Here is a 23,014-nt window from a genome sequence, read left to right on the forward strand (position 1 = left end):
TACAAACGATTATGGGTGGCGGTCCTTTCTTTGTCAAGCGGGCGTTTGGGAGGCCGGTGACCTATGCCAGATCGCCAGACTTGCCCCTTTTTTCGCCCCTGTCAGGTCGAAACACACACCATTGTCTGCCGGCAAGGCAGACAGGTGGCGATCATCCAGCCGGGCCATGATGACGTCGTCGAGGCCGATGTGATGCAGTGACAGCATTGTGCCGTCCGCCGCCCCTTGATCCAGCACGCAGCCGAAATGTCCGGTCCCGAAGGTGAGGGCGCTCAGTGAGCCCCGCAGATCCGTGGACAGCAAGGGGCGTTCGCTCTGCGATAGCCGCAGGATGCCATCGGCAATCTCCACCTGCGCCGGCCCACGCGGCGACAGGAAGGGGCCGGCGGAAACGTCTTGCCCGTCATTGGTCAGCGTCCAACCCCGCCACGGATCGAATCCGATGGTCTCCTCCGCCGCCATCAGCGGCAAAAGCCCGGCCCAGATATAGAACGGATCGGTATCGCCCTGGTCCATCGCCTCGCCGGTCGTGGCATTGTAATTTTCCGCCGCGATGCGATCGTTGCGCCAGGATTGCATGAACAGGTCGTAGCTTTTTTGCGCGAGATCCGTCGCCTCGGCCGTGAAGCCGTATCGCCTGAGGCCGAGCCACACCATGTAATTGACGTTCGGCCAGATGCGCCCGCGCCAATAGACGTTTTCGGCGAAGGCCGGATCGTCGCGGGTGGCATTCGGCAGCAGGAACGCACCGCCGAAGGTCGAGGGATCGGCCAGATGGGCGAGCAACCGCTCCGCCTGTTGCGGGCTCGCCGCACCACAAACCAGCGGATAGAACGAGGTCGGCGACAGCGAGCGGACGAAGCCGCCGGTCCGCTGGCGGTTGGCGAAAATGCCGCGTTCGTCATCCCAGAGTTCGGTGCGGATCAGCTCGCGGCTGCGGGCCGCAAAGCCCGAGAATTCGGCGGCATCCGCTTCTTTTCCCAGCACGGCGGCGATCTTGCCGAGCATTTCCGCGTCGGTCGCCAGCGCGCAGTTGAGGCCGAGGTCGAAGGTCGAAAGCGTGCGTGTCTTCGGATCGTAGACCGCTTCGTCATGGGTGGCGGAATTGTCCATGCCGGTCTCGTTGCGCGCCCCGAAGACGGTGCCCTTGTAGAGGCCGCCGCCGACATCGCCGGTGCCGCAGGAAATCAGCCCGACCCCATCGGGATCACGGTTCTGGCGCCACCAGCGCTGGTTGCGGGCCAGAGCCTCGTAACTTGCCTCCAGCACGGACCGTTCGCCCGAGCGCAGATAGCAGAGCCAGGAAACCAGCGCGCCGGTCGGCGGCTGGCTGCGATCCACCCAGGCGTCGTTGGAGGTGACGATACAGGCGACATTGCCCTGCGGCGTCGCGCCTGCCAGCGCCACCGCCATGTTCTGGCGGGCGAGATCGATATCGAAGACGGATGACAAAAGTGCTGCAAACGCCTGGTCGTTGTACCAGACGGCGAAGTCGCCGAGATTCCAGATGCGGGTTACCGCCGTATAGGCCCGATTGTTCACCGGGTCCCAGATGGTGTTCCAGCCGACGATATCGCGCACGGCATCCAGCGCACCGTCGAAGCGACCGCTGTGCAGGGCATGAACTTCGTCGGGCTGGCGGGCAAGGGCATCCCTGGCCTTTTCGATCGCCAGCGCCGCGCTGTCGGCGACGGCCAGCCCATAGGCGCCGGAGCGCATCATTTCCATGTTGAAGCGCAGCGCAATGACCGGCGCCGCCTCGCCGCGTGTTGCCGTGTAGAAATAACCGTTCGTCTCGAAATCGGAGCAAAGCGCCTCGATCGTCTCATGGGCGGTCACCTGGATCGGCGCATCCGCGCTTGCCACGGCAAGAAATCGCCGGTCGATCTCGATCAGCGCCACGCCGGCCTCATGATCGTAACGGACGATCTCGCCGCTTTCGGCCGAGACGGCAAGTGTCAGCCAGAAGCGCGTGCCCCATTCGCCGAACGCCGAGGCAGACCAGCTGCCGCGCATGACGAAGGGATCGACCGCGCCGGCGCGAAAGGAAATTTTCGTGCCGGCAAGCTCTGTTTCCAGCTCGATCAGGCGGTTTCCGATGCAATGGCGGCCGAATCGCACGGTATCCTTGCGCGGCTCGATCAGGCTCGCCCAGCGAAGGCGGCTGGAATAAAGGACCGGCGTTACCTTGAAACCCAGGGGCCGGTAGACGAGCTCGGCCGGCCGTGTGGACCAGCTGTTCCAGGCGCTCGACAGGGGGATGGTTGAATGTCCACGCATGGTTTTCCTCAAGTCTCTCGCGAGCGTAACAAGATCAGTTGCGGTCGTGCCGTCAAGCCGCTTTCGTCCGGCCATGGTTCGCCGGCGAAGGGTGTTCCCGCATAAAATCGATTCGCAGCGGTGTTGCTGACCCGCAGCCGCACTGCATGCTCACCGGCCGAAAGCCAGCCCAGATCGATCCGGAACGGCGAACGCGCCCGCCTTCCGCAAGCCCGCCCGTCGATATCGGCTTCGACGGCGACGCTGACACCCGGTAGATCGAGCCGCGCATTGCCCGCCTGCGTCAGGCTGAAACGGCATTCGTATTCGCCCGTTCCGGAAAAGGCGGGAAAACCCTGCGCCTGCCAGCCGATATCGACGGAAACGGGCACGGCCGCGCCATTCGCTTCGGTGCGGAACGACCAGCCGTCGCCAAGCGGCAGCACCTCGACAATGTCGTCCGTCACGGTCAGATCGACATCCGCAAAAATACCGGGCCCGGGCAACAGTCTCAAGCAGACCAGGTCGTGCGGCGCGAGGCGAAGGGCGAGCTTTCCGGCCTCGCGATAGGGCAAAACGACCCCCGTTTCGGACTGCCAAATTTCATAGGCACCATCGACCGCAATCCGCAGGTCTGCCTCGGTAGCAGCCTGATTGAAGAGAACGACGCGCCAGGCGCCACTCCGGTCGCGGCCGGCGAAGCGCAAAACCGCGTCGCTTGCTTCGATTGTCGGCGCCTGCGTTTGCAATCCGGCGACGAGATTGCGGAGTGCTTCATGTTCGGGTGGCTCTGGCCACCGGTGGCAAAGCGCCAGTAGGTCTTCCCCGCATGCCGCCGGCGCGGGGCCGGAGATCCAGACCTTGCCGCCGGATGCAGCGAAGTCGGCGATGACCGCCAGCGCCTGCGGTGCACGGATATGGACTGCCGCCGGCAGCGCCAGCGCACGAAAAACCAATCCGTTCGCCTCCAGCCTGCCGTCGGATACGGTCGCCGCCGAAAGGCTGTCCTCATCGAGGATCATGTGTCCGATGGACAAGGCCGACAGGCCTTCGCACCATGCGCCGAAATGGGCCGCATGCGCATGACGGGGACCTTCCACATAGGCCGTCGTCAGCGGATAGAAGATGGCGACCGGCGTTTCCGGTACGGCCTCCTCGATGAAAGCGGACAACCGCGCGGTCTCGGCGGCAAGATCGCCGTGATGGCTCCACCAGGGCTCGAAATTGAAGCCCGGAGCGAAATCGAAGCGGGGATTGACGAACAACCGCGGATCGTTATCCGCACCATCACTCTGGTTCAGCGCGTGCAGGATGACCTGGCGCACGCCGGCCATGTGCAGACGGATCGCCTGGGCACGCACTATCGCTGGCGTCAATTCCCACTGGCCGGCGCCGCGCCGCTCGGTGCGGGTCGCCGTCGTATAGATTTCAGCCATGGTGCGGGAGCGGCCATGGGCGCGGGCGACGGAATCGCCGAGCTTGGGTGACAGTTGCGCGTCGAAATTGTTGACGTCCACCGCCGTTTCATCCCGCATCGCATCGATGCCGAAGAAATCGACCGCCGGAGCGACACGTGGATCGATGGAGGAAAAACCGCCGTTCAGCGCAAAACTGCCGATATGCGGCAAGATCTCGTGGCCGGTGAAGCGCAGGCCGTGCCGGCGGCAGAAATCCCGGACCGGCAGGAAGAAGCCTTCCGCCATCAGCTGACCGTATGTCTCGTAGAAGCGAAGGCGAAGGCCGGCGGTCGCAGCGCCGAGATCGTGGACAAGCGCAAACAGGACGGTGGCGAAGGGCTCGTCGCCCGCCGCTTCGATTGCCCGCTTCAGCGACGGCGCATAAAGCGGGCTGTTACCGAGCGCCCCGCTGCGCTGGCGCCAACGATAGAATTGCGGTGCGGGCTGGTCGTAGAACAGGAAGGACAGCGTCGTGCCCATATGCCGGCCAAGCACGCGGGCGAAGGGTTTTAGGCCGACATCGACGAACCGATGCCCCGCCTCGGGCAGCAGGTAGTTGATCAGGTGCGAGGTCCTGCAGCGGGCGGCAAGGAAAACCGTCAGCTTCTCGCCATGCGCCAGCGTCCCGTCGAACACGAAACCGCAGCCGCCGTCCCTCGGCACGAGCCGTATTTGCGCGTCCACGTCGCGCAAATCGGACGGGCCGGCCGGATGCGCCGGATGGGCAAGTGCTGCCACCAGTTCCCATTCGTCGAAGACCGGTCGGCCACGGTCATAAATCCAGCCGGCGATATCGCTTCCCATGCCGGTTGCAAACGGTGCCTCGATGTCGTCGATCTCGCCCATCGACACCTCGACGGTTGCCCAGAAGAGGTGGCGTTCGCGCAGATGCGGCGCGCCCTCGACGGTGCGCCCGCCGGCCTGCCCGCTCGTCCAGTTGTAATCGTCGTAAAGCCCGGCGACGAGCCCGAGACGCTGCATCTCCTCCACCGCGCGGCGATAGCGCTCCAGAAAGGCGTCGGACAGATAAACGTGCCGCGGCAGGGAGAGCCGCGCCTGGATGAGGACCGTGCCGAAACCCTTGTCGGAGAAATCGCGCAACTGGCTTTCGATCTCCGCATCGCTCGGCAGGCTCGACCAGAACCAGTAGGCGGCCATGCGATGGCTGGCTGTCGGCGTGAGAAAGGACGCATAGGCATCTGCTGACATTTCACCCATCTCGCCTCCCGCAAACACTGTCCTATGGCCTTGACCGACGGCAAGGATCGCCCAATGCCGGCACCCATGCTAGACACGAAAATAATTCGTACACAAATTATTTTCTGAAGATTGTCCGACATGTCGCCTTCTGGTTGCCGCAGGCCCTGACAGGCAAGGAAAAGAGCACACATCTCCGGCCGCGCCCCGACTTGCCGATGGTCTCTGCGAAGGTGGCGAGCGAAGCTGGAACTGCGCTAGTAAAGCGTCCTCTTGTAGTCCTCCTCCAGGTCGTCGTCCATTTTGCGCATTTCATCCTTGTCGCTTGGCGCGCCCGTCGTTTCATCGAGAATGATTTTGACGAGCGAGGGCATTTCGGCGCGGTTTTGGAAATGATCCGGGCTCCACAGCCGGGAACGCCGGAATGCCTTGGCGCAATGCATGAAAACCTCACGCACCTCGACCACGATGGCGAGTTTGGGTGCGCGATCATTGACACTCATGCTTTCCAGAAGATCGGGGTCGTTGACCAGGGTGGCGTGCCCGTTCACGCGCAACGTGTCGTCAAATCCCGGAATGACGAACATCAGGCCAACATTCGGGTTGGCCGTGATATTGACCAGCGTATCGAGGCGGTTGTTTCCAGGGCGATCCGGTATGGCCAGCGTGTGCTTGTCGAGGATCTTGACGAAACCCACCGGGTCGCCCCGGGGACTGACGTCGGCCTTTCCTTCCGCGTTTTGCGTGCCGATGCATACGAAAGGCGAGCGACTGATAAAATCCTGGGCATGCCCGCTGAGGCTGTCCTGACACTTCAATATTGCCAGGGGATGGGTCGCGGCGAACAAGTTTCGAAGTGACTGTTCGTCCGTGATGACAAATTCCGGATTGGGCTTGTATCCCTGCATTCCCTTGCCTTTCAACGTTGCCTTGCTGATTACCTTGGCCCAAGCCGGGCATCTGGTTCGAATGTTACTGCCTCGACGTTTCTATCCGTCTTCCTGTGGATTTGGCGTCCCGAGAAAGATTGGTATCGTGCCGATGGGCGTGTCTCAAGGGAGATTCGCACCACACCTCCTGGCCCGATCAGGATGGCCAGATGTGTGTGCGACTGGCAAGTCGTTCAAACTCCAGCAGGACCGCGCCTCATCATCAGTCATGACGAGAAACGGCCAACCCTGGTCGGGAGAAGATGCTGCGGGGATGGATAAAAAGATCCGACGCGGCTCACCGCCTTCTGGGGAGTGAGTTCGATGAACCGCTGGGCGGCGTTGTCACCATTCGCTGAACGAAGAATTGATTCTGGCTGCAGCCGGATCGATCCGGGTGTGCCCCAGGACTAAGCCGCCTTCGTGAAAACGAGGAGCCGTCGTAGGGCCGTCGAAGCGGCGAGCCGCCATATCGGCGGAGGCCAACAAAAGGTTTTTGAGGCGAATGCCCTCATCGGCGGCTTCGGTAAGGATCATATCGACACGTTCCGCGAGCAGGGGAGTGGCGATCCCGCCGTCATGGCATGCGGTTTCCATAGGTGAAGGCGATATACGGATGCGGGAGCCGACATGGTCCTGAAACCGTGCGAGTTTGCATCCGGCCTCCATCAGGCGCATGCGGCTGTCTTCCCTGGATTCCGTCGCGATCACAAGCCGGAAGGCGTTCTGCAGGGATGATTTGCCGGCGGGCAGGGCGCTGACGTCGAGAATATCGCTGCCTGGGTCCTCGCAGCGCAGATATTCCAGGAACAGGGCCACGAGATCGTGCGCCAGGGCAAGCACTTCGGCGTTGGAGAGGTGCTCTGCCTTTGATGTCTTGTGAAAATAAGCGGTCGCCATGGTCACTCCTTTGCAAGGAAACGCAGGAAGGCCAGGAAAGTTTCGACCCATCGGTTTTGCGGCGGTCCCGCTCAGCGATGGCGTGTTTGGCGATGCAGCCGGGTTGAACGAAGTTATGCCGGCATTGCCAGCCGCGGGGGCTGGAATGATGCGCTCGCTCAATGCGCATCGGGCCGGTTAGGGAAGATCGTTCGCAGGGCGGAAGCAACGGCCGAAATACTATAGGGCTTGCGCAGGAAAAAACTTGCCCCGGATCCGGCAAGAGGCGGCACCTGGTCATTGCCCGACGCGAAGACGACGGCGATGTCGGGCCGGCTTTCCCGCGTGCGGATCGCCAGTTCGCTGCCGGAAAGGCCGGGCAGACCGATATCGGTGAACAGCAGGTCGACCGCCTGCTCCTCCATCATCTTGATGGCCTGTTCGGCGCTTCCCGCCTCGATCACCGTGTGGCCGAGTTCGGCCAGGATATCGGCCGTATCCATGCGAATGAGAGCGTCGTCCTCGACCAGAAGGATCGTCAACGGCTGCGGGGTTTCGGCTTTGACGGTAGCTTGCGCCCTGTTCGTCTCGGCCTGACGGGCGATGACGTAGCGGATCTTGCGGGCGAGCGCCTCGCGGGAATAGGGTTTCGGCAGCAATTCGACACCCGCATCGAGCCGGCCGTCGTGAACGATCGAATTTTCCGTGTAGCCCGAGGTAAAAAGAATGGCGATCCCCGGCAACAGCTGCCGCGCGCGCTCGGCAAGCTGCGTGCTTTTCAGCGGTCCGGGCATGACGACGTCGGTAAACAGCAGGTCGATCGCCACGCCGCTTTCGATGACGGTCAATGCGCTGGCGGCATCCCTTGCCGTCAGGATGGTATAACCGAGGTCCGACAGCATTTCGACCACGGTGGCGCGCACGGCCTCGTCGTCCTCCGCCACGAGGATGGTCTCGCTGCCGCCGGCAAGAACGTCGGTGGTGATATCCCGCTTGGTATCCTCCGCTTCGGAGCTTCGCGGCAGGTAGATGCGGATCGTCGTGCCCTTGCCGATTTCGGACAGCAGTTGCAGGTGCCCGCCCGATTGGCGCACGAAGCCGTAGACCATGGAAAGCCCGAGCCCGGTTCCCTTGCCGAGAGGTTTGGTCGAAAAGAATGGCTCGAACACCTGCGCGGCGATTTCCGGGCTCATGCCTCTGCCGGTATCGGAAACGACGAGCAGCACGTAGTCGCCGGGCACGGCGTCGGCGTGGCTGCGCGCATAGGCCTCGTCGAGAACGGTGTTGGAGACCTCGATCGTCAGCGTGCCATGGCCGTCCATGGCATCGCGCGAGTTCAATGCCAGGTTGAGGATGGCGTTTTCGATCTGCGCCGGATCGACCAGCGTATTCCAAAGATCCGGCGCGACGATCGTTTCGATGTCCGTCGCCTCGCCGATCGTCCGCCGCAGCATGTCGCCCATGCCGGTGACGAGCCGGCCGATGTTCAGAACCTTGGGTTCGAGCGCCTGACGCCGGCTGAAGGCGAGAAGCTGGCTGGCGAGCTTGGCGCCGCGGTCGACGCCGGCGAGGGCATGTTCGATGCGCCGCCCGGCGCGTTCGTTGCCGGCGACATCCTTGCCCAGCAATTGCAGGTTGCCGGATATGACCTGCAGCAGATTGTTGAAATCGTGCGCAACACCGCCGGTGAGTTGGCCGAGGGCTTCCATCTTTTGCGCCTGGCGCAGCTGTTCCTCGGCCTCGCGCAGCGCCTTGGCCTGTTCCTTCTCCGCCGTGATGTGGCGGCCGTAAGCAAAGACGAAATCGCCTTCCACCGATGTGTGCCAGGAGATCCAGCGGGGAGTGCCGTCCACATGGCAGAGGCGGTTTTCGAAGTTGTTGAGGCTCCATCGGGCCTGCGCCAGGGCCCTGCGGGTCTGCCGGACGTCGTCCTCCCACACGAATTCCAGGTAGTTGCGGCCGATCGCCTGCTCCGGCTCCAGGCCGAGGACCGTCTTCCAGGCCGGATTGGCGCTACGCACGACACCGTCCGTATCGGCGATCGCCAAGAGGTCGCGCGAATTGCGCCAGACCCGGTCGCGCTCGGCGGTGCGCATTTCGACCTTGGTCTCCAGGGCGCTGGCCAGCGCCTGCAGGTCCTGCTCGGCGCGCCGGCGCTCCACGGCGGTGCGGGTCCGCTCGGCGACGTCGCGCACGAAGGCCAGTTCTTCTGCAGTCCATTCGCGGGTCGTGGCGCTGTTGAGGTAGAGCATCGCCACCAGGCTGCCCTTTTCCATGATCGGCATGTTGACGATCGCCTGCGCGCCGATCTCCTTCAGCCGGTCGGCTTTGGCGGCGGTGCGGTGGTCCTTGCTTCCGTCGGAAAAAACCACCATCTCGCCGCGTTTCAGGTCGTCGATGAAGGTGCCGTAGTCGCGCAGGTTGATGATTCCGGACAAGTCGCGTTCGCCGGGAGCGTGCCAGCCGCGTTCCAGGGTAATCGTCTCCGCGACCGGATCGATCGTGCCGTAGCCGGCGCGGCTGAGATCCAGCACCTTGCCGAGGATCTCGCCGGTGGCAAAGGCGAAATCGGCCGGTTCGACGGCATCCCGGAAACGGTCGCTCAAGGCAAGCAGTGCCTGGCGCCGCTCCTGCTCGACCTTCAGGTCTGTGATGTCGACATTGACGCCGATCATGCCGAGGAACATGCCGCCCGGCCCGCGCCGTGGACGGGCATCGGTCCGGATCGTCCGGAATCGCCCGTCGGCGCGCTGCAATCGCGCCTCGATGCAGAAGGCGTGTTCCGTCTCGGTGCCCCGTTGCGTCGCCTCGAACACCTTCTGCCGATCGTCGGGGTGGATGCTTTCGGACCATGCGAAGGTTTCGACGTCCTGTGACTGCACGCCCCAGAATTCACGCTGCGCCTGATTGAGATAGCTGCAGTTGCCGCTGGTATCGGCCATCCACAACATCACCGGTGCGGTCTCGGCGACATAGCGGAAACGTTGTTCGCTCTCGCGCAGCGCATCCTCGGCCTTCTTCTGCTCGGTGACGTCCTGTCCCTGCACGAACACGCCGATCACCTCGGCCTGTTCGCCGAAGATCGGCTGGTAGATGAAGTCGAGAATGCGTTCCTCCATCGCCCCGGAACGCGAATGCTGCAAAAGAACCCGGACATTGCTGCCGATGAAGGGCTGCCGGTCGGCGCAGACCTGGTCGAGCAGTTCGATGAACCCCTGTTCGACGATTTCCGGCAAGGCCTGCCGCAGCGGCTGGCCGGTAACGTCGCGATCGCCGACAAGGCGCCGGTAAGCGTCGTTGGCCATGGTGAACACGTAGTCGGGGAAACTCAGCACGGCCATGAAGCCCGGTGCCTGGGCAAACAGCGAACGGAGGCTGCGATGCTCCTTTTCCAGCTTGTTGTTGTGGGCCTGGATCTCCTCGGCCCGCCGCAGGATATCCGTTTCCACCCGGGCCGTCAGCGGCATCGACACGCCGGCGTTTCGGGCAAGGATGCGCAGGCGCTGTACGTCCGTCACGTCGACGGTGTGCTGCAGAATGAAGGCCTGCTTGCCGTCGGCGTCGAATATCGGCGTATGGGTCGCGCTCCAGTAGCGCTCCTCGAGGCCTTCGCCATCCGGCAGGGCGATATTGTAGTGGATGAGCGGGATGTGATCGACCTGTCCGGTGGCTATCGTCCGTTCCAGCGATACACGAAGCTGCCGATGGCTTTCGGACTGCGGTTCGCTTGGAAAGGCATCGAATATGTTGCGACCGGTCAGGTCCGCCCGCGTGCGCATGGTTGCACGAAGGTAGGCATCGTTCATGGTGACGATGTTGAAAGACAGGTCCAACAGCACATACGCATTCGGCCCCGTGCTGAACAGGGTTTCAAAATCGATCGCACTCACGGCGCGCTGCCGGAGGCACCCGGCGCCTCATGTTCGCACCATACGTTACACATCGTTTCAGCAGCCTTCCCCAACTCACACATCGATATGTCGCAGTGCTTGGTCGAAGCAAGGGTGTCGCTCCAGATTTTCGGTTAAATTCGTCCCGTGTTGCGGCTGTTTCCGCCCGATGGAACAAAGCGCGCTCCACGTCGTTATCGAAACACACGAACTCCGACCTGCTTGCGCGGGCGATGGCTGCCGTCAAGCCGCCGGATGCAACCCAGAAGGGGAGGCTCGAAATGAACGGAATTCTCTGGCGGCTGCGCTATCTCTATCGCCGGACGCATTTCTCTGTCGAACCGTTGCGCAGGCGCCGCAACGCACCCGACTATCACGTCATCGTCCCGCACGACGTCCAGTTGCCGCACCCGAAAAGCACGATTCAGGAAATTTGCGTCCCCGCCTCGATCAATGGCCGGGACATGTCGACGGGCCGTCTGTAGCGTTTGCAAAGGAGAGGATGGTATGAAAGTTCGCGATGTCATGACACGACAGGTGGTCACGGCTTCCCCCAACGATTCCGTTCAGGCCGTTGCCCGCCTGATGGCCGACGCAGAGACCGGCGCCATCCCGATCGAGGTGCCGGGCGTCGGCAATCTGGTCGGCGTGATCACCGATCGCGATATCGTGCTGCGTGTCGTCGCCGAAGGGCTTGCCTCGACGACGGCGGTCTCCGAAATCATGTCCGTCGGCATCGAGGGATGCCTGGAAGAGGACGACTTGCGCGAAGCGGTTCGCAAGATGGAAGAACTCAACATGCGCCGTCTGCTGGTCTACGACAATGAAAGGCAGCTTTCAGGCATCATCACGCTCGGCGATATCACTGCCGAATATCGCGATATCGCCGACACCGAACCACGTCCTGGTACCGGAGTGCAGACATGAACGACAGATTGTGGAGCGAAGCCGTCATCATCGAGGCGCCAGGTCGCCAGTTGCGTGTCGAAAGCACCCGCGATGCCGAGATCTGCCTGCGCCGCTACTGGCCGCTGAAAGACGGGCGGGCGCTGAACCTCGCCCGCGAGGCCTGCCAGCGGGCGCTGAGCGGCAGCGCTTCGCCGGACAGCGCGCGCCGGGCCTTCGTCGAGGCGGCCCGTGAAGCGGAGTTCGAGATCCGCTCCTGGTCTTAGGCCAGCTGACATCAGCCAAGTGTCAAGCGCGGCGGACCTCAAGCGGTTTGCGGCGTTCGCCTGGCTTGATGCGTCCTGCTTTTCCACGCGCCTTTCCGTCGAACCTTGGAGGGCGGCAGGCCATCTTCCCGGTGGTGTTGCCATGCCTTTCCTCCTCCGCAGGGGGGCTTCGCATCTTTCACCCTAAATATTTAACGTGTGAACTATATTGACACCGGCCCGCAGTTGCGGCAATCTAATATTGAATAATAGGTTCAAATAATGAACCATAACGGGAACGACATCATGACGACTGCGCCACGCGCCGATCTCATCCTCACCCATGGCCGCATTTACACGGTCGATCCGAACAATTCCTGGGCCGAAGCCGTCGCCATCTCCGGCGGCCGCATCCTCGCCGTCGGCAGCGCCGCCGAGATCGAGGCCTACAAGGGCGAAGGCACCGAGGTCGTCGATCTCGAGGGACGCATGGCCATGCCGGGTTTTGCCGATGTTCACAACCACATCATGATGGGCGGCCAGGCCGACCTGTTCGAGACACAGATTAGCGCCGGCGCCTCGGTCGATGCGATCTGCGCCCATGTGCGCCAGCAGGCGGAAGCAGCAAGCCCCGGCCAGTGGATCGTCGCCAACCAATGGGGCGCCGATATGATCACGGCCCTGAACAGCGAGGCCTCGCTGGCAAAGCTCGACGCCGCCAGCCTCGGCCATCCGGTGCTGCTGCGCGACGAGACCATGCACAATCGCTGGGTCAACAGCGAAGCGATGCGTCTCTCGGGCATTTCCGGCAACCAGCCCGATCCGCCGGCCGGCGCCTTCGGCCGCGACCCGGCGACCGGCCGCCTGACCGGCCTGCTGATCGAATCCGCCGCCGGCATCGTCGAGCGCGTCGCCGCCGACCACTTCACCGAGGCGATGGGCGAAGCCGCCGTCGCCCGCGCCGTCGAGATCGTCAATTCCTACGGCGTCACCGCCTTCCAGGATGCCGCCTCGGTGCTGCCGATCCTGAAAGCGCTCACCGGCCTCGACGCCAAGGGCGAGCTGACCGCCTGGGCCGTCACCTCGCTGCCGCTGATCGAGCCGTCCTTCATGTTCGGCCTGTCCGGCGACGAGCTGCTGGCGCTGCGCGACGAATACCGCACCCGCCACGTCCATCCGAACTACACGAAGATCTTCCTCGACGGCGTGCCGGGTGCGCGTACCGGCGCTTTCCACGACGCCTATGTCGACGATGCGGCCCATCCCCACGGCTATCGCGGCGAAACGCTGGTCACCTATCCCGACCTCGTCAAATATGTCGACAAGTCGGAAAAACTGGGCATGGGCCTGAAGATCCATTGCGCCGGCGATTATGCCGTCACCGAGATGCTCGACGCCGTCGAGGCGGTGCGCCATTTCAACGGCCCGACCAAGGTGCTGCACCACATCGCCCATGCCAGCTACATCCGCCAGGAGGATGTCGCCCGCTTCGCGCCCCTCGGCGTGGTCGCCGATCTCTGCCCGATGATCTGGTATCCGACGACCTTCCTCGAAGGCCACAAGGAAGTTATGGGCGAGGAACGCGCCACCCGCTTCTGGCCGATTGCCGACCTTCAAAAGACCGGCGCATTGCTCGCCGGCGGCTCGGACTGGCCGGTCATCCCCGTGCCCGATCCGCTGACCGGCATCGAGGGCATGGTGACCCGCCAGAACCCGTCCGGCGCTTTTCCCGGCGTTTCGCTGTGGGCCGAGCAGGCGATCGATCTGGCCACGGCGCTGCGCATCTTCACGCTCAATTCGGCCATCGCCATGGGTATCTCGGAGGAAACCGGCTCTATCGAGCCCGGCAAATCGGCTGACATCATCGTCCTCGACCAGAATGTTTTCGACGTGCCGGCGAACCGCATCGCCGCCACCAAGGTCGTGACCACATATTTCGAAGGCCGCGCCGTCTACCGGCGCTAGTCTTCAGGGGAGAGCGCCCGTTGCAGCAGCGACGGGTAAACAGGGAAAGGGAGCAGCATGACATCCACCAGAAACATTTTCCTCGCCTCCGCGGCGACGGCGCTCGGCCTCTTCGCCGCCAGTGCCTCGGCTGAGGCCGCGCCGACCTGCGCGAACGGCCCGATCCAGATCGGTGCCGTCTCCACCGTCACCGGCGTCGCCGACTTTTCCGAAGCACCCAAGGCGACGGGTGCGGTTTTCAAGCAGCTCAACGATGCCGGCGGCATCAACGGCTGCAAGATCGAATACACGATTGCCGACGACAAGGGTGACCCGCAGGTTGCCGCCCAGGCCGCTCGCGACCTGATCGACAACAAGGGCGTCGTGGCGCTTGCCGGCGGCGCCAGCCTGCTCGATTGCGCCGTCAACGCCGCCACCTACAGCCGTAACGACGTCATGGCCGTCCAGGGCGTCGGCGTCGATCCGCTCTGCTTCAACGCGCCGAGCGTCGCCCCCGTCAATGTCGGCCCCTATACGCTGAGCACCGCCGTCCTCGACTATGCCACCAAGGATCTCGGCGCCAAGAAGCTCTGCGCCTTCTTCGTCATCATCGGCGGCACGCAGGAAGCCTATGCCGCCGCCGTCGCCCGCTGGGAAAAGATGAGCGGCAACAAGATCGCCCTGATCGACATGACGCTGCCGGTGCAGGGCGACCTGACGCCTTACGTCATCAAGGCCCGCGACGCCGGCTGCGATGCGGTCATGACCAACCAGGTCGAGCCGGGCGTCGTGCAGTGGGTCAAGACGGCCGATGCCCAGAAGATCAGCGGCATCAACTGGCTGTTCCTCGCTCCGGGCTATACCGATGGCGTTGCCAAGGCGCTGGCCGACAGCAAGCAGCCGGTCTATGTCGGCACCGAATGGGAACCCTACACCGAGACCGGCAGCGAGGCGAATGCCGACTGGATCAAGACCATGGATACGGCCGGCCTTGCCAAGACCGCCTTCTCGCAGGGCGGCTATCTCGCCGCCAAGGTGCTGATCGACACCATCTCCGGCATCGACGGCGAAGTCACCCGCGAAGCCGTGACCGCCGCGCTGAAGGAAGGCAAGGAACTCAAGTACCCGATGGCCGGCAGCACCTATGTCTTCGGCGACGCCAAGACGCATTCGCCGATGCAGGCCACCAAGGTCATGCAACTCGTCGACGGCAAGTGGACGGTCAAGACCAAGGACTGGTTCACCCTGCCCAAGGCCGAGTAACCTCTTTTGACACGGCCTGCCCCGCGCGCGGGGCGGGCCAACACGGCTGCGGCACCGTTCCAGCGCCGATTTTTCCGACCCCTTGGCCTCGCCCGGAGGAGGGCCGCCCAAGGGACGCGACCGAAGACAGGATGCGCCTTCTGCGCATCGGCCCCGGAGTTCCGGACATGAATTCTCTCTTTACGGCTGCCGTCGCCGGGCTATCGGCCGGCGGTGCTTACGCCATACTCGGCGTCTGCGCCATCTTCACCTACCGGCTCGTCGCCGTGGTGAATTTCACCGGGGCCGCCATCGGCGCCATCGGAACCTTCGTCATGGTGACCTTTGTCGAGCACGGCATGCCGCTGCTGCCGGCCGTGCTGCTCGGCGTCGCCGCAGGCGCGCTGGCCGGCGTGCTGATCGGCCTGGTCATGACCACCTGGTTCGCCAACACCAACGCCTCGACCAAGGCGGCGGTGACGGCAGCACTGCTGGTCGGCATCATCGCCGTCGGCCTGCGCCTGACCGGCGGCCAGCACCCGCATTATTTTCCCGAGGTCATTCCCGGCTCCGCCTTCCGGCTTGCCGGCGTCGAGGTCACCTGGGCGGCGGTGACGACGCTGATCCTCTCGGTCGCCTTCACCGTGCTGACCGAGCAGTTCCTCGCCCGCACCCGCACCGGCCTGCAGCTTCGCGCCCTGTCGCAGCGGCCGATGGCGGCCGAGCTGATCGGCATCCGCGTTCGCCTGCTGGCGCTCGGCGTCTGGGCGGTCACCGGCGCCGTCACCTCGTTTGCGCTGATGATCATCGCGCCGCTGCGCTCGCCGGACTTTTCGTCGCTCAGCCTGCTGGTCGTGCCGGCGCTGGCCGCCGCCCTGATCGGCGCTTTCTCCAGTTTTCGCGCAGCCCTTGTCGGCGGGGTGATGATCGGCCTTCTCGAAGGCGGCGTCAGCGCCATCGATGCCGTCAGCCAATACCGCAGCACCGTACCTTTCCTTGTCATTCTTGCCGTCCTGTTGTGGTCGCAAAGAGGAGCCCGCTGGGATGAAGCACGCTAGTTTCCGCGCCGCGGTCACCACCGCCCTGTCGCTTGCCGTTCTCGGCGCCATCATCCTGCTCTTGCTGCCGAAATACTGGGTCTTCCTGCTGACCGCCGTGTTCATCGTCGGCATCGCGCTGCAGAGCCTCGGCCTCGTCACCGGCCGCACCGGCATGATCTCGCTCTGCCAGATGTCCTTTGCCGGCGTCGGCGCCTGGGTGACGGGCTATCTCAACCTGATCGAGGCGCCGGGCGGCCTTGCCGTCTGGATGCTGGTCGGCGGGCTTGCCGCCGTGCCGGTCGGCGTCGCCATCGGCCTGCCGGCGCTGCGCCTGCGCGGCATCAACCTCGCCATCGTCACGCTCGGCTTCGCCGCCGCCTTCGATACGGTGCTGGCGACCATCACCTTCCCCGGCCAGACCAGCTTCACCCAGGTCGCCCGCCCGGATGCGTTTGCCACCGATCGCGGCTATTTCCTCTTCGTGCTGCTGGTCTACGGCATCATTGCCGTGGCGCTGGAATTCCTCAGCCGCTCGCGGCTCGGGGCCTCCTGGCTGGCGGTGCGCCATTCCGAACGCGCCGCCGCCGCCAACGGCATCTCCATCCCGCGCGCCAAGCTTAGCGCCTTTGCGATCAGCGCCTTCATCTCCGGCATTTCCGGCGGTTTGCTGGCCGGTTATCTCGGCACGCTGGTCTCCGAAAACTTCTCCATGATGCAGTCGCTGGCGCTATTTGCCGTCTCCACCATGGCCGGCGCGCATTTCACCCTCGGCGCCATTGCCGGCGGCATGATGATCGTGCTTTTCCCGGAGCTTCTGCGCCGGCTGAACCTGCCGCAGGACGTCGGCAACGTCTTCTTCGCCATCGGCGCGGTGCAGGCCCTGTCGAGCGGCGAGACCATCGCCGAGACCTGGACGCGGCTGGCCCGCAAGCTCGGCCCGAAGCGCAAGGTGGAAGCCGCCGTCGCTGCCGGTGCATTGCCGGAAAAGACCGCCCATCCGACCGGCACGGCGCTGGAAGTGCGCGACGTCACCGTCCGCTACGGCGCGGTGACCGCCCTTTCGGGAGTCAACCTGACGGTACCGGCCGGCACGGTCGTCGGCCTCGTCGGCCCGAACGGCGCCGGCAAATCGACGCTGGTCGATGCCATCGCCGGCTTCCTCTATCGTTATGACGGCTCCATCCTGCTCAATGGCAAGCCGCTCGAAGGCCTGTCGGCGACGTCGCGCGCCAATATCGGCATTCGCCGCACCTGGCAGACGACCCGCATCGCGCCGGAACTGCGCGTCGGCGAATATATCCGCCTCGCTGCCGGCCCGATCAGCGCCACGGAGCTGGAAAGCCTGCTCGCCTGGTTCGGCTGCCCCGGCCCAGATACGCCGATCGGCACCGTCGATGTCGGGACGCGCCGCCTGCTGGATGTCGCCGGCGCGGTGGCATCTCGCGCGCCGGTGATCCTGCTCGACGAGCCGGCCGCCGGTGTTTCCTATGACGAGGCGCTGAAGCTCGGCGAACGCATCGCCGCTATCCCCGCCACCTTCGGCAGCGCCGTTCTGCTCATCGAGCACGACATGGATCTCGTGCGGCGAGCCTGTTCGGCAATCACCGTGTTCGATTTCGGACGGGTGATCGCTAACGGCGCGCCGGGCGACGTGCTCGACATGCCTGTCGTGCAGAAGGCCTATATGGGCATCGAATTCGAGGAGGCTGCCGCATGACGACGTTTTCGATCAAGGGGCTGCATGTCGACCGTGCCAGCATCCCGGTCATCCGTGGCATCGACCTGCAGGCCGGAAGCGGCGAGATCAGCGTCGTGCTCGGCTCCAACGGGGCCGGCAAGACAACGATGCTTGAAAGTCTCTCGGGCATCATCCCGGCGAAAAGCGGCTCGATAGCGCTCGACGACAGGCAATTGCTGAAACTGCGCGCCGGTGCTCGCGCCAAGGCGGGGCTGAGCCATGTCGAACAGGGCCGTACGGTTTTTTCCGAAATGACGACGGAAGAAAACCTCAAGGTGGCGCTACACCCCGACGCGGACCTAAAGGAAGCCTACGACCTTTTCCCAGAGCTGCTGCAGCGCCGCGACGTCAAGGCCGGTATGCTCTCGGGCGGCGAGCAGCAGATGGTGGTGATCGCCCGCTCGATCGTCAATCGCCCGCGGGTGATCATGATCGACGAGATGTCCTCCGGCCTTGCCCCGGTGATCGTCAGCCGCCTGATGCGCGCCGTGCGCCAGCTGGCGGACGACGGAATGGCGGTGGTGCTGGTGGAGCAGTTCGCAGCGCTGGCGCTGGCCATCGGCAACCGCGCTTACGTGCTGCGCCGCGGCCAGGTCGTCTACGACGGCGGCTGCGAAGCGCTCGCGAAGGATCCCGCGCATCTGCACAAGCTATATCTCGGAGATGCGGCGGCCTGAGGCATTCTTGCTAACGTGAAGCATGGATTTCAGCGCCAAATAGTGCTGAAATTGCTGCCTGAGCGGAGAGGCCCTGGGTATGCTATCGACGATAGATCTTGATGACGACCTTTTGGAACGGGCGCGGCTGCGGACTGGGACAAAAGAAACAGCCGCCCTTGTGCGTCAAGCATTGGAGACCTTTGTGCGGGTCGAATCCGGAAGGCGTCCTGCCGCGCTCGGGGGAACGATGCCTGACGCAGAAGCCGCGCCTCGCCCCCGCAGCGAAGTGGCCAAGTTATAGTGGCGTGATACCCAATCTCGCCCGATCATTCCCGCCACGAAAGCTAACAGGAGCCGGAGGTTCGGCCCCCCGGCTCTCTCGATTCTAAGGCCCAGCCTCACCCCCCGAAGCTCCCCACCTGCGTCGGCACATTGACGTAGTTGCGGTCGAAATACAGCAGCGCATTGCCGTCCTGCCGCGCCCGGATATCGGTGACGCGGCCGAGGAAGATGTGGTGGGTGCCGACCATGCGTGCTTCCGTCAGGTGGCAATCGAAGGAGACGATGGCATCGGCCAGCGCCAGGCTGCCCGAGGGCATCTCGATCCACTCGGCGGCGGCGTAGCGGGCCTCCATATCTGCCTGCTGGCCGGCAAAGAAGCCGGCGAGCATCGTGTGATCGTGCGTCAGCACGTTGACGCAGAAGCGCCGGTTTTCGAGAAACAGCCCGCACTGCGCCGAGCGGCCGTTCATGCAGACCAGCAAGGTCGGCGGCTCGTCGGTGACGCTGCACATGGCCGTGGCGGTGAACCCGCCACGGCCTGCCGGACCATTGGTTGTGATGACGTTGACGGGGGCGCAGACCCGCGCCATGGCATCACGGAACTCCGTCTTGGAAACGACCTCCTCCATATCGGCCTCCTCAAGCCTGGTCGAGCGGCTGCAGCCAGGTATCGTTGGTCCAGCCGTGCTCGTCGTAATCGCTCATGCAGGTATCGACCAGCGCTTCCATTTCCTTCAGCCGGCCGTTGCGTTCCGCGCCCTTCAGCACCTGCAGCCGCACCTCTTCCGGGGCGCCGGCATAATTGAGCTCGTAGAGCGCATGGCGGCCGCCGAATTCCGTGCCGGTCGCATCCCAGAGCAGCTTCATGATCTTGATGCGCTCCTTGTGGCCCATGTCGTTGGAGCCGCGGACATATTGCGCCAGATAGCGGTCGATCTCGGGATTTTCGAAATCCTTGGCGGAGGACGGCAGGTAGATCAGGCCGGAGGCAACCACCTTGCGCACCGTCTCGATGACACGCGGATAGGCCTCAGACATGAAGGTGCGATAGGAGAGGGCGGCTTCCATGTTGGGCAGTACCGCGCCGTTCGCCCAGGGTTGCGGATTGTAGGCCATGGCATTGGAAAAGCTCCAGAACATGTGCCGGAGGGCGATCACCTCGCCAAGCGCCGCCTGGTTGCCGCGGAAGGCATCGCCGCCGGTGGCGCGCATCGCCTTGGCAAGCAGGCCGGCGAGGAAATCAAGCTTCACCGCAAATCGCGTGCATCCCTGGAAACAATAGCCGTGCATGAAGCCAGAGGCCGGGTGGAAGGACAGGATCTTTTGCGCATCGCGCAGCACAAGCACGTCTTCCCAGGGAATGAAGACGTTGTCGAGCACCAGGATCGCGTCGTTCTCGTCGAAGCGTGAGGAAAGCGGATAATCGAAGGGATGACCGACCGTGTTGGCGGTCTGCTCATAGGAAACGCGGCAGAACATTTTTATGCCCGGCGCATTCATCGGCACGATGAACATCACCGACAGCGACGGGTCTTCTGTGACAGTCGCCGAGCTCTGGGCGAGAAAATTGTAGTGCGTCAGCGCCGAAGAGGTCGCCACCACCTTGGCGCCGGAAACGTAGATGCCGGCATCGGTTTCCTTGGTGATGTGGACGAAGACATCCTTCACCTGGTCGGCCGGCTTGTGGCGGTCGATCGGCGGGTTGACGATGGCGTGGTTCATGAACAGCACGCTTTCCTGGGCACGCTTGTGCCAGGCGAGCGCATTGTCCTTGAACGGGCCGTACCAGTCGGCATTGGCGCCGAGCGTGTTCATCAATGCCGCCTTGTAATCCGCCGTGCGGCCCATCCAGCCGTAGGACATGCGCGCCCAGTCGGCAATCGCCCCCTGCTGCGCCACCAGTTCGGCGGAGGAGCGGGCAACGCGGAAATATTTGTGGGTGTAGCCGCCATTGCCGGTGTCTGTCGGCGCGGTCAGGCGGTCTTTGGTCTTTTCGTCGTGCAGCGCATCGTAGAGGCGGGCGAGCGAGCGGACGGAGTTGCGCATGGCCGGATGGGTCGTGACGTCGGCGATGCGTTCGCCGTTGATGTAGACTTCGCGGCCGTCCCGCAGCGAGGCCAGATATTCGGCGCCGGTAAACGGCCGGCTCTTGTCGGCACGCTGATCTTCTGCGCGGGAAATCGGGCTGTGGACGTGGCTGTTCATGAACTCCTCCTTTGACTTTCGTCAGGAATACCTCTTGCAACATTGGCCCTCCATGGACAGAATGGCAAAATCGCTTGTACTTTTTTCGATGAGACCATGACCGGCGCCGTTCCCAGTTTTTTCGTCTACGGCGAACAAGATCGCCCACTCGATGTCGGCTTCATGCATGTCGAGACCGTGATGGCGCGCCAGAGCCTGCATCTCGGCGCGGTGAAGGCCCATAAGCACGATCACCTCTCGCAGATCACCTATTGGCTGCGGGGAAACGGCCGGTATTTTTACGAAGACCGGAGCTTGGACTTTTTGGCGCCGGCCGTCAGCTTCATGCCGAGCGGCGTCGTGCACGGTTTCAAGGTCGAGCCGGCTGTCTCGGATGCCATCGTGGTTTCCATTGCCGACGATGCATTGCTGGCGATCCAGGCGCAGACCATCCTGCCGCTCGATGCGCCGCTGGTGGTCGCGGGCCTGAGCGGCCATCCGGGATGGAGCGGACTTGACGGGATCATGCGCCGGATCGAAGCCGAATATCGGGAAAGCCGTCCCGGCGCGGACAGGACGCTGCCGGCGCTGGTCGCGGTGGCGTTGACCGACATCGCCCGTCTCGCCCGCGAGGCGCCTGGCCGCGCGCCGCCTGCCGGGCCTGCCACGCTGGCGCGGCAGTTCCGCGGCCTTGTCGACCGGCAGTTCCGCGAGAACCGGCGGATCGAATATTATGTCGAGAACCTGGGGACAACCGCACACCTGCTTGCCCGCGCCAGCCAGGACACGTTCGGGCTGGCGCCGAAGGAATTCATCAACCAGCGGCGTATGCTGGAGGCGAAGCGGCTGCTGCTCTTCACCGTGCGTTCGGTCGAGGACATCGCCTATGAACTGGGCCTCAAGGATGCGGCCTATTTTTCGCGGTTCTTCAAGGCCTATGCCGGCCTCCCCCCCAGCCAGTGGCGGGCATCGCACCTGAACCAGGAAGAAACCCCAGCGGAGCTTTGATCCGCCGGGGTGTTCACGAATTTGTCAGGCCTGCAGCCGTCCGTAACGGCTGAGGAGATCACAGAGCTTTTCGGGGTCGATCGCCTGGATCAGGAAACGGTCATAGGCGGTGCCGCCGAGATCCTCTGCCGCCAGCATGGCGTTGACCACCGCTTCCTCGACGCTGTCGACGGCGGCCATGTAGACCAGGTCGAGCGGCTCGTCGTTGACCATCTCGACCTGCAGGTGGGCTGCGGCGCGGTGGGCCATCGGGTGGGCGTTTGCGGTGGAGAAGGCGAGGAAGATATCGCCGGAATTGTTGCCGCCCGGCGTGCCGTTGCGGCCGATACCGATCGCGGCGCGGCGGGCGAGGCGCTTCAACTGGTGCGGCATCAGCGGCAGGTCGGTGGCGATCACCACGATGATCGAGCCGCGCTCCTGCAGCTGGCTTTGCGGCGTGCCGTCCTGCATATGCTGCCCGACCGGCACGCCCGCTATGGTCAGCCAGTCGCGCTGGCCGTGATTGGCCTGCACCAGCGTGCCGAGCGTATAGGTTCGGTCGCCGAACTCCACGAGGCGCGAGGCCGTGCCGGTGCCGCCCTTGAAGCCGTAGGTGATCATGCCGGTGCCGCCGCCGCAATTGCCTTCCTGCACCGGGCCTGCGGTTAAGCTGTCGAGTGCTGCCCGCACATCAGTCTCGGTGATCGGCAGGCCGTTGATATCGTTAAGGGCGCCGTCGTAGGTCTCGGCGATCACGGGCATGATCCAGAGGAAATCGTCGGTCTGATAAGTCGAAGCGTAGCGGTCGATCATCCATTTGACGGTCGCATGATGCGCCATGCCGACGCCATGCGTATTGGTGATGACCACCGGGCCGAGGAACGAGCCGCCGTCCTCGATCCAGTGCGTGCCGGTCATCTCGCCGTTGCCGTTGAAGCGGTGCACGCCGGCGTAAACAGGGACGGGGGTCTCCGAGCCCATATGCGGCAGGATCGCCGTCACGCCGGTGCGCACGAGGCGCCGGCGGCCCGGCCGGGGTTCGTCCTCGATGATGGTGCGGAAGCCGACGCCGATGCCGGAAACGTCGGTGATGGCGTTGTGGTGGCCGGTGCGGCCGGTAAAGGGCAGGCCGAGGTCGCGGCCGCGCGGTTTGCGGCGGTTTATCTGTTGTGTCAT

18 protein-coding genes and 1 pseudogene are annotated in these 23,014 nt (G+C 63.9%); 10 read left to right on the forward strand and 9 right to left on the reverse strand.

The window, feature by feature from the left end:
- Positions 1-33: 33 nt before the first annotated feature.
- The 6 genes and pseudogenes from DEM27_RS21415 to DEM27_RS35220 form a co-directional block, all read right to left on the reverse strand.
- Entirely contained in the window at positions 34-2,280 is a 2,247-nt protein-coding gene (locus tag DEM27_RS21415) for an MGH1-like glycoside hydrolase domain-containing protein (RefSeq protein ID WP_109460288.1), read from the reverse strand.
- Between the two features lie 8 nt (positions 2,281-2,288).
- Positions 2,289-4,934, reverse strand: a complete 2,646-nt coding sequence (locus DEM27_RS21420) for a carbohydrate-binding protein (protein WP_109460289.1) — start codon at positions 4,932-4,934, stop codon at positions 2,289-2,291.
- 236 nt (positions 4,935-5,170) lie between these two features.
- A complete protein-coding gene (locus DEM27_RS21425) occupies positions 5,171-5,821 on the reverse strand; it encodes a pyridoxamine 5'-phosphate oxidase family protein (RefSeq protein WP_109460290.1) in 651 nt (216 codons plus the stop codon).
- A gap of 234 nt (positions 5,822-6,055) precedes the next feature.
- A pseudogene (locus DEM27_RS35215) lies at positions 6,056-6,148 on the reverse strand (alpha/beta hydrolase); the annotation flags it as partial.
- A gap of 39 nt (positions 6,149-6,187) precedes the next feature.
- Positions 6,188-6,742, reverse strand: coding sequence for a hypothetical protein (locus DEM27_RS21430; RefSeq protein WP_109460291.1), 555 nt, complete (start codon positions 6,740-6,742; stop codon positions 6,188-6,190).
- A gap of 158 nt (positions 6,743-6,900) precedes the next feature.
- Positions 6,901-10,611, reverse strand: coding sequence for a PAS domain S-box protein (locus tag DEM27_RS35220; protein WP_109460292.1), 3,711 nt, complete (start codon positions 10,609-10,611; stop codon positions 6,901-6,903).
- A gap of 281 nt (positions 10,612-10,892) precedes the next feature.
- Between DEM27_RS35220 and DEM27_RS21440 the strand changes: the two genes are divergently transcribed.
- The 9 genes from DEM27_RS21440 to DEM27_RS21480 all read left to right on the forward strand — a co-directional run bounded on the left by DEM27_RS21440 (position 10,893) and on the right by DEM27_RS21480 (position 18,686).
- The gene (locus DEM27_RS21440; RefSeq protein ID WP_165823520.1) at positions 10,893-11,096 is read left to right on the forward strand and encodes a hypothetical protein; all 204 of its coding nucleotides are present in this window, start codon (positions 10,893-10,895) and stop codon (positions 11,094-11,096) included.
- 22 nt (positions 11,097-11,118) lie between these two features.
- On the forward strand, positions 11,119-11,538 hold the full coding sequence (locus tag DEM27_RS21445) for a CBS domain-containing protein (RefSeq protein ID WP_165823521.1): 420 nt from the start codon (positions 11,119-11,121) through the stop codon (positions 11,536-11,538).
- Complete coding sequence (locus DEM27_RS21450; RefSeq protein ID WP_109460295.1) at positions 11,535-11,783, forward strand: DUF982 domain-containing protein; 249 nt, start codon at positions 11,535-11,537, stop codon at positions 11,781-11,783. Before DEM27_RS21445 ends, DEM27_RS21450 begins: the two co-directional genes overlap by 4 nt.
- Before the next feature lie 285 nt (positions 11,784-12,068).
- Positions 12,069-13,727 carry an amidohydrolase gene (locus tag DEM27_RS21455; protein ID WP_109460381.1) on the forward strand — a complete coding sequence of 553 codons (1,659 nt, stop codon included), beginning with the start codon at positions 12,069-12,071 and terminating at the stop codon, positions 13,725-13,727.
- A gap of 57 nt (positions 13,728-13,784) precedes the next feature.
- Positions 13,785-14,969: an ABC transporter substrate-binding protein gene (locus DEM27_RS21460; protein WP_109460296.1), complete on the forward strand. Its 1,185-nt coding sequence runs from the start codon at positions 13,785-13,787 to the stop codon at positions 14,967-14,969.
- Positions 14,970-15,136: 167 nt separating this feature from the next.
- The gene (locus DEM27_RS21465; protein ID WP_109460382.1) at positions 15,137-16,006 is read left to right on the forward strand and encodes a branched-chain amino acid ABC transporter permease; all 870 of its coding nucleotides are present in this window, start codon (positions 15,137-15,139) and stop codon (positions 16,004-16,006) included.
- The gene (locus DEM27_RS21470; RefSeq protein WP_109460297.1) at positions 15,993-17,705 is read left to right on the forward strand and encodes a branched-chain amino acid ABC transporter ATP-binding protein/permease; all 1,713 of its coding nucleotides are present in this window, start codon (positions 15,993-15,995) and stop codon (positions 17,703-17,705) included. The genes DEM27_RS21465 and DEM27_RS21470 overlap by 14 nt, the downstream gene beginning before the upstream one ends.
- Entirely contained in the window at positions 17,702-18,403 is a 702-nt protein-coding gene (locus DEM27_RS21475) for an ABC transporter ATP-binding protein (protein ID WP_109460298.1), read from the forward strand. Before DEM27_RS21470 ends, DEM27_RS21475 begins: the two co-directional genes overlap by 4 nt.
- 79 nt (positions 18,404-18,482) lie before the next feature.
- Entirely contained in the window at positions 18,483-18,686 is a 204-nt protein-coding gene (locus DEM27_RS21480) for a type II toxin-antitoxin system VapB family antitoxin (RefSeq protein ID WP_109460299.1), read from the forward strand.
- Positions 18,687-18,783: 97 nt separating this feature from the next.
- On the opposite strand, the gene DEM27_RS21485 is transcribed toward DEM27_RS21480, so the two are convergent.
- Positions 18,784-19,296 carry a flavin reductase gene (locus DEM27_RS21485; RefSeq protein WP_109460300.1) on the reverse strand — a complete coding sequence of 171 codons (513 nt, stop codon included), beginning with the start codon at positions 19,294-19,296 and terminating at the stop codon, positions 18,784-18,786.
- 10 nt (positions 19,297-19,306) lie between these two features.
- Positions 19,307-20,872: a 4-hydroxyphenylacetate 3-hydroxylase N-terminal domain-containing protein gene (locus DEM27_RS21490; RefSeq protein WP_109460301.1), complete on the reverse strand. Its 1,566-nt coding sequence runs from the start codon at positions 20,870-20,872 to the stop codon at positions 19,307-19,309.
- Positions 20,873-20,968: 96 nt separating this feature from the next.
- Here DEM27_RS21490 and DEM27_RS21495 point away from each other — a divergent pair, with 96 nt between their 5' ends.
- Positions 20,969-21,859, forward strand: a complete 891-nt coding sequence (locus DEM27_RS21495) for a helix-turn-helix domain-containing protein (protein WP_109460302.1) — start codon at positions 20,969-20,971, stop codon at positions 21,857-21,859.
- A gap of 24 nt (positions 21,860-21,883) precedes the next feature.
- On the opposite strand, the gene DEM27_RS21500 is transcribed toward DEM27_RS21495, so the two are convergent.
- Positions 21,884-23,014, reverse strand: coding sequence for a DmpA family aminopeptidase (locus DEM27_RS21500; RefSeq protein WP_109460303.1), 1,131 nt, complete (start codon positions 23,012-23,014; stop codon positions 21,884-21,886).

The sequence above is a fragment of the Rhizobium album genome, assembly GCF_003122325.1.
GTDB classification, from domain to species: Bacteria; Pseudomonadota; Alphaproteobacteria; order Rhizobiales; family Rhizobiaceae; genus Metarhizobium; species Metarhizobium album.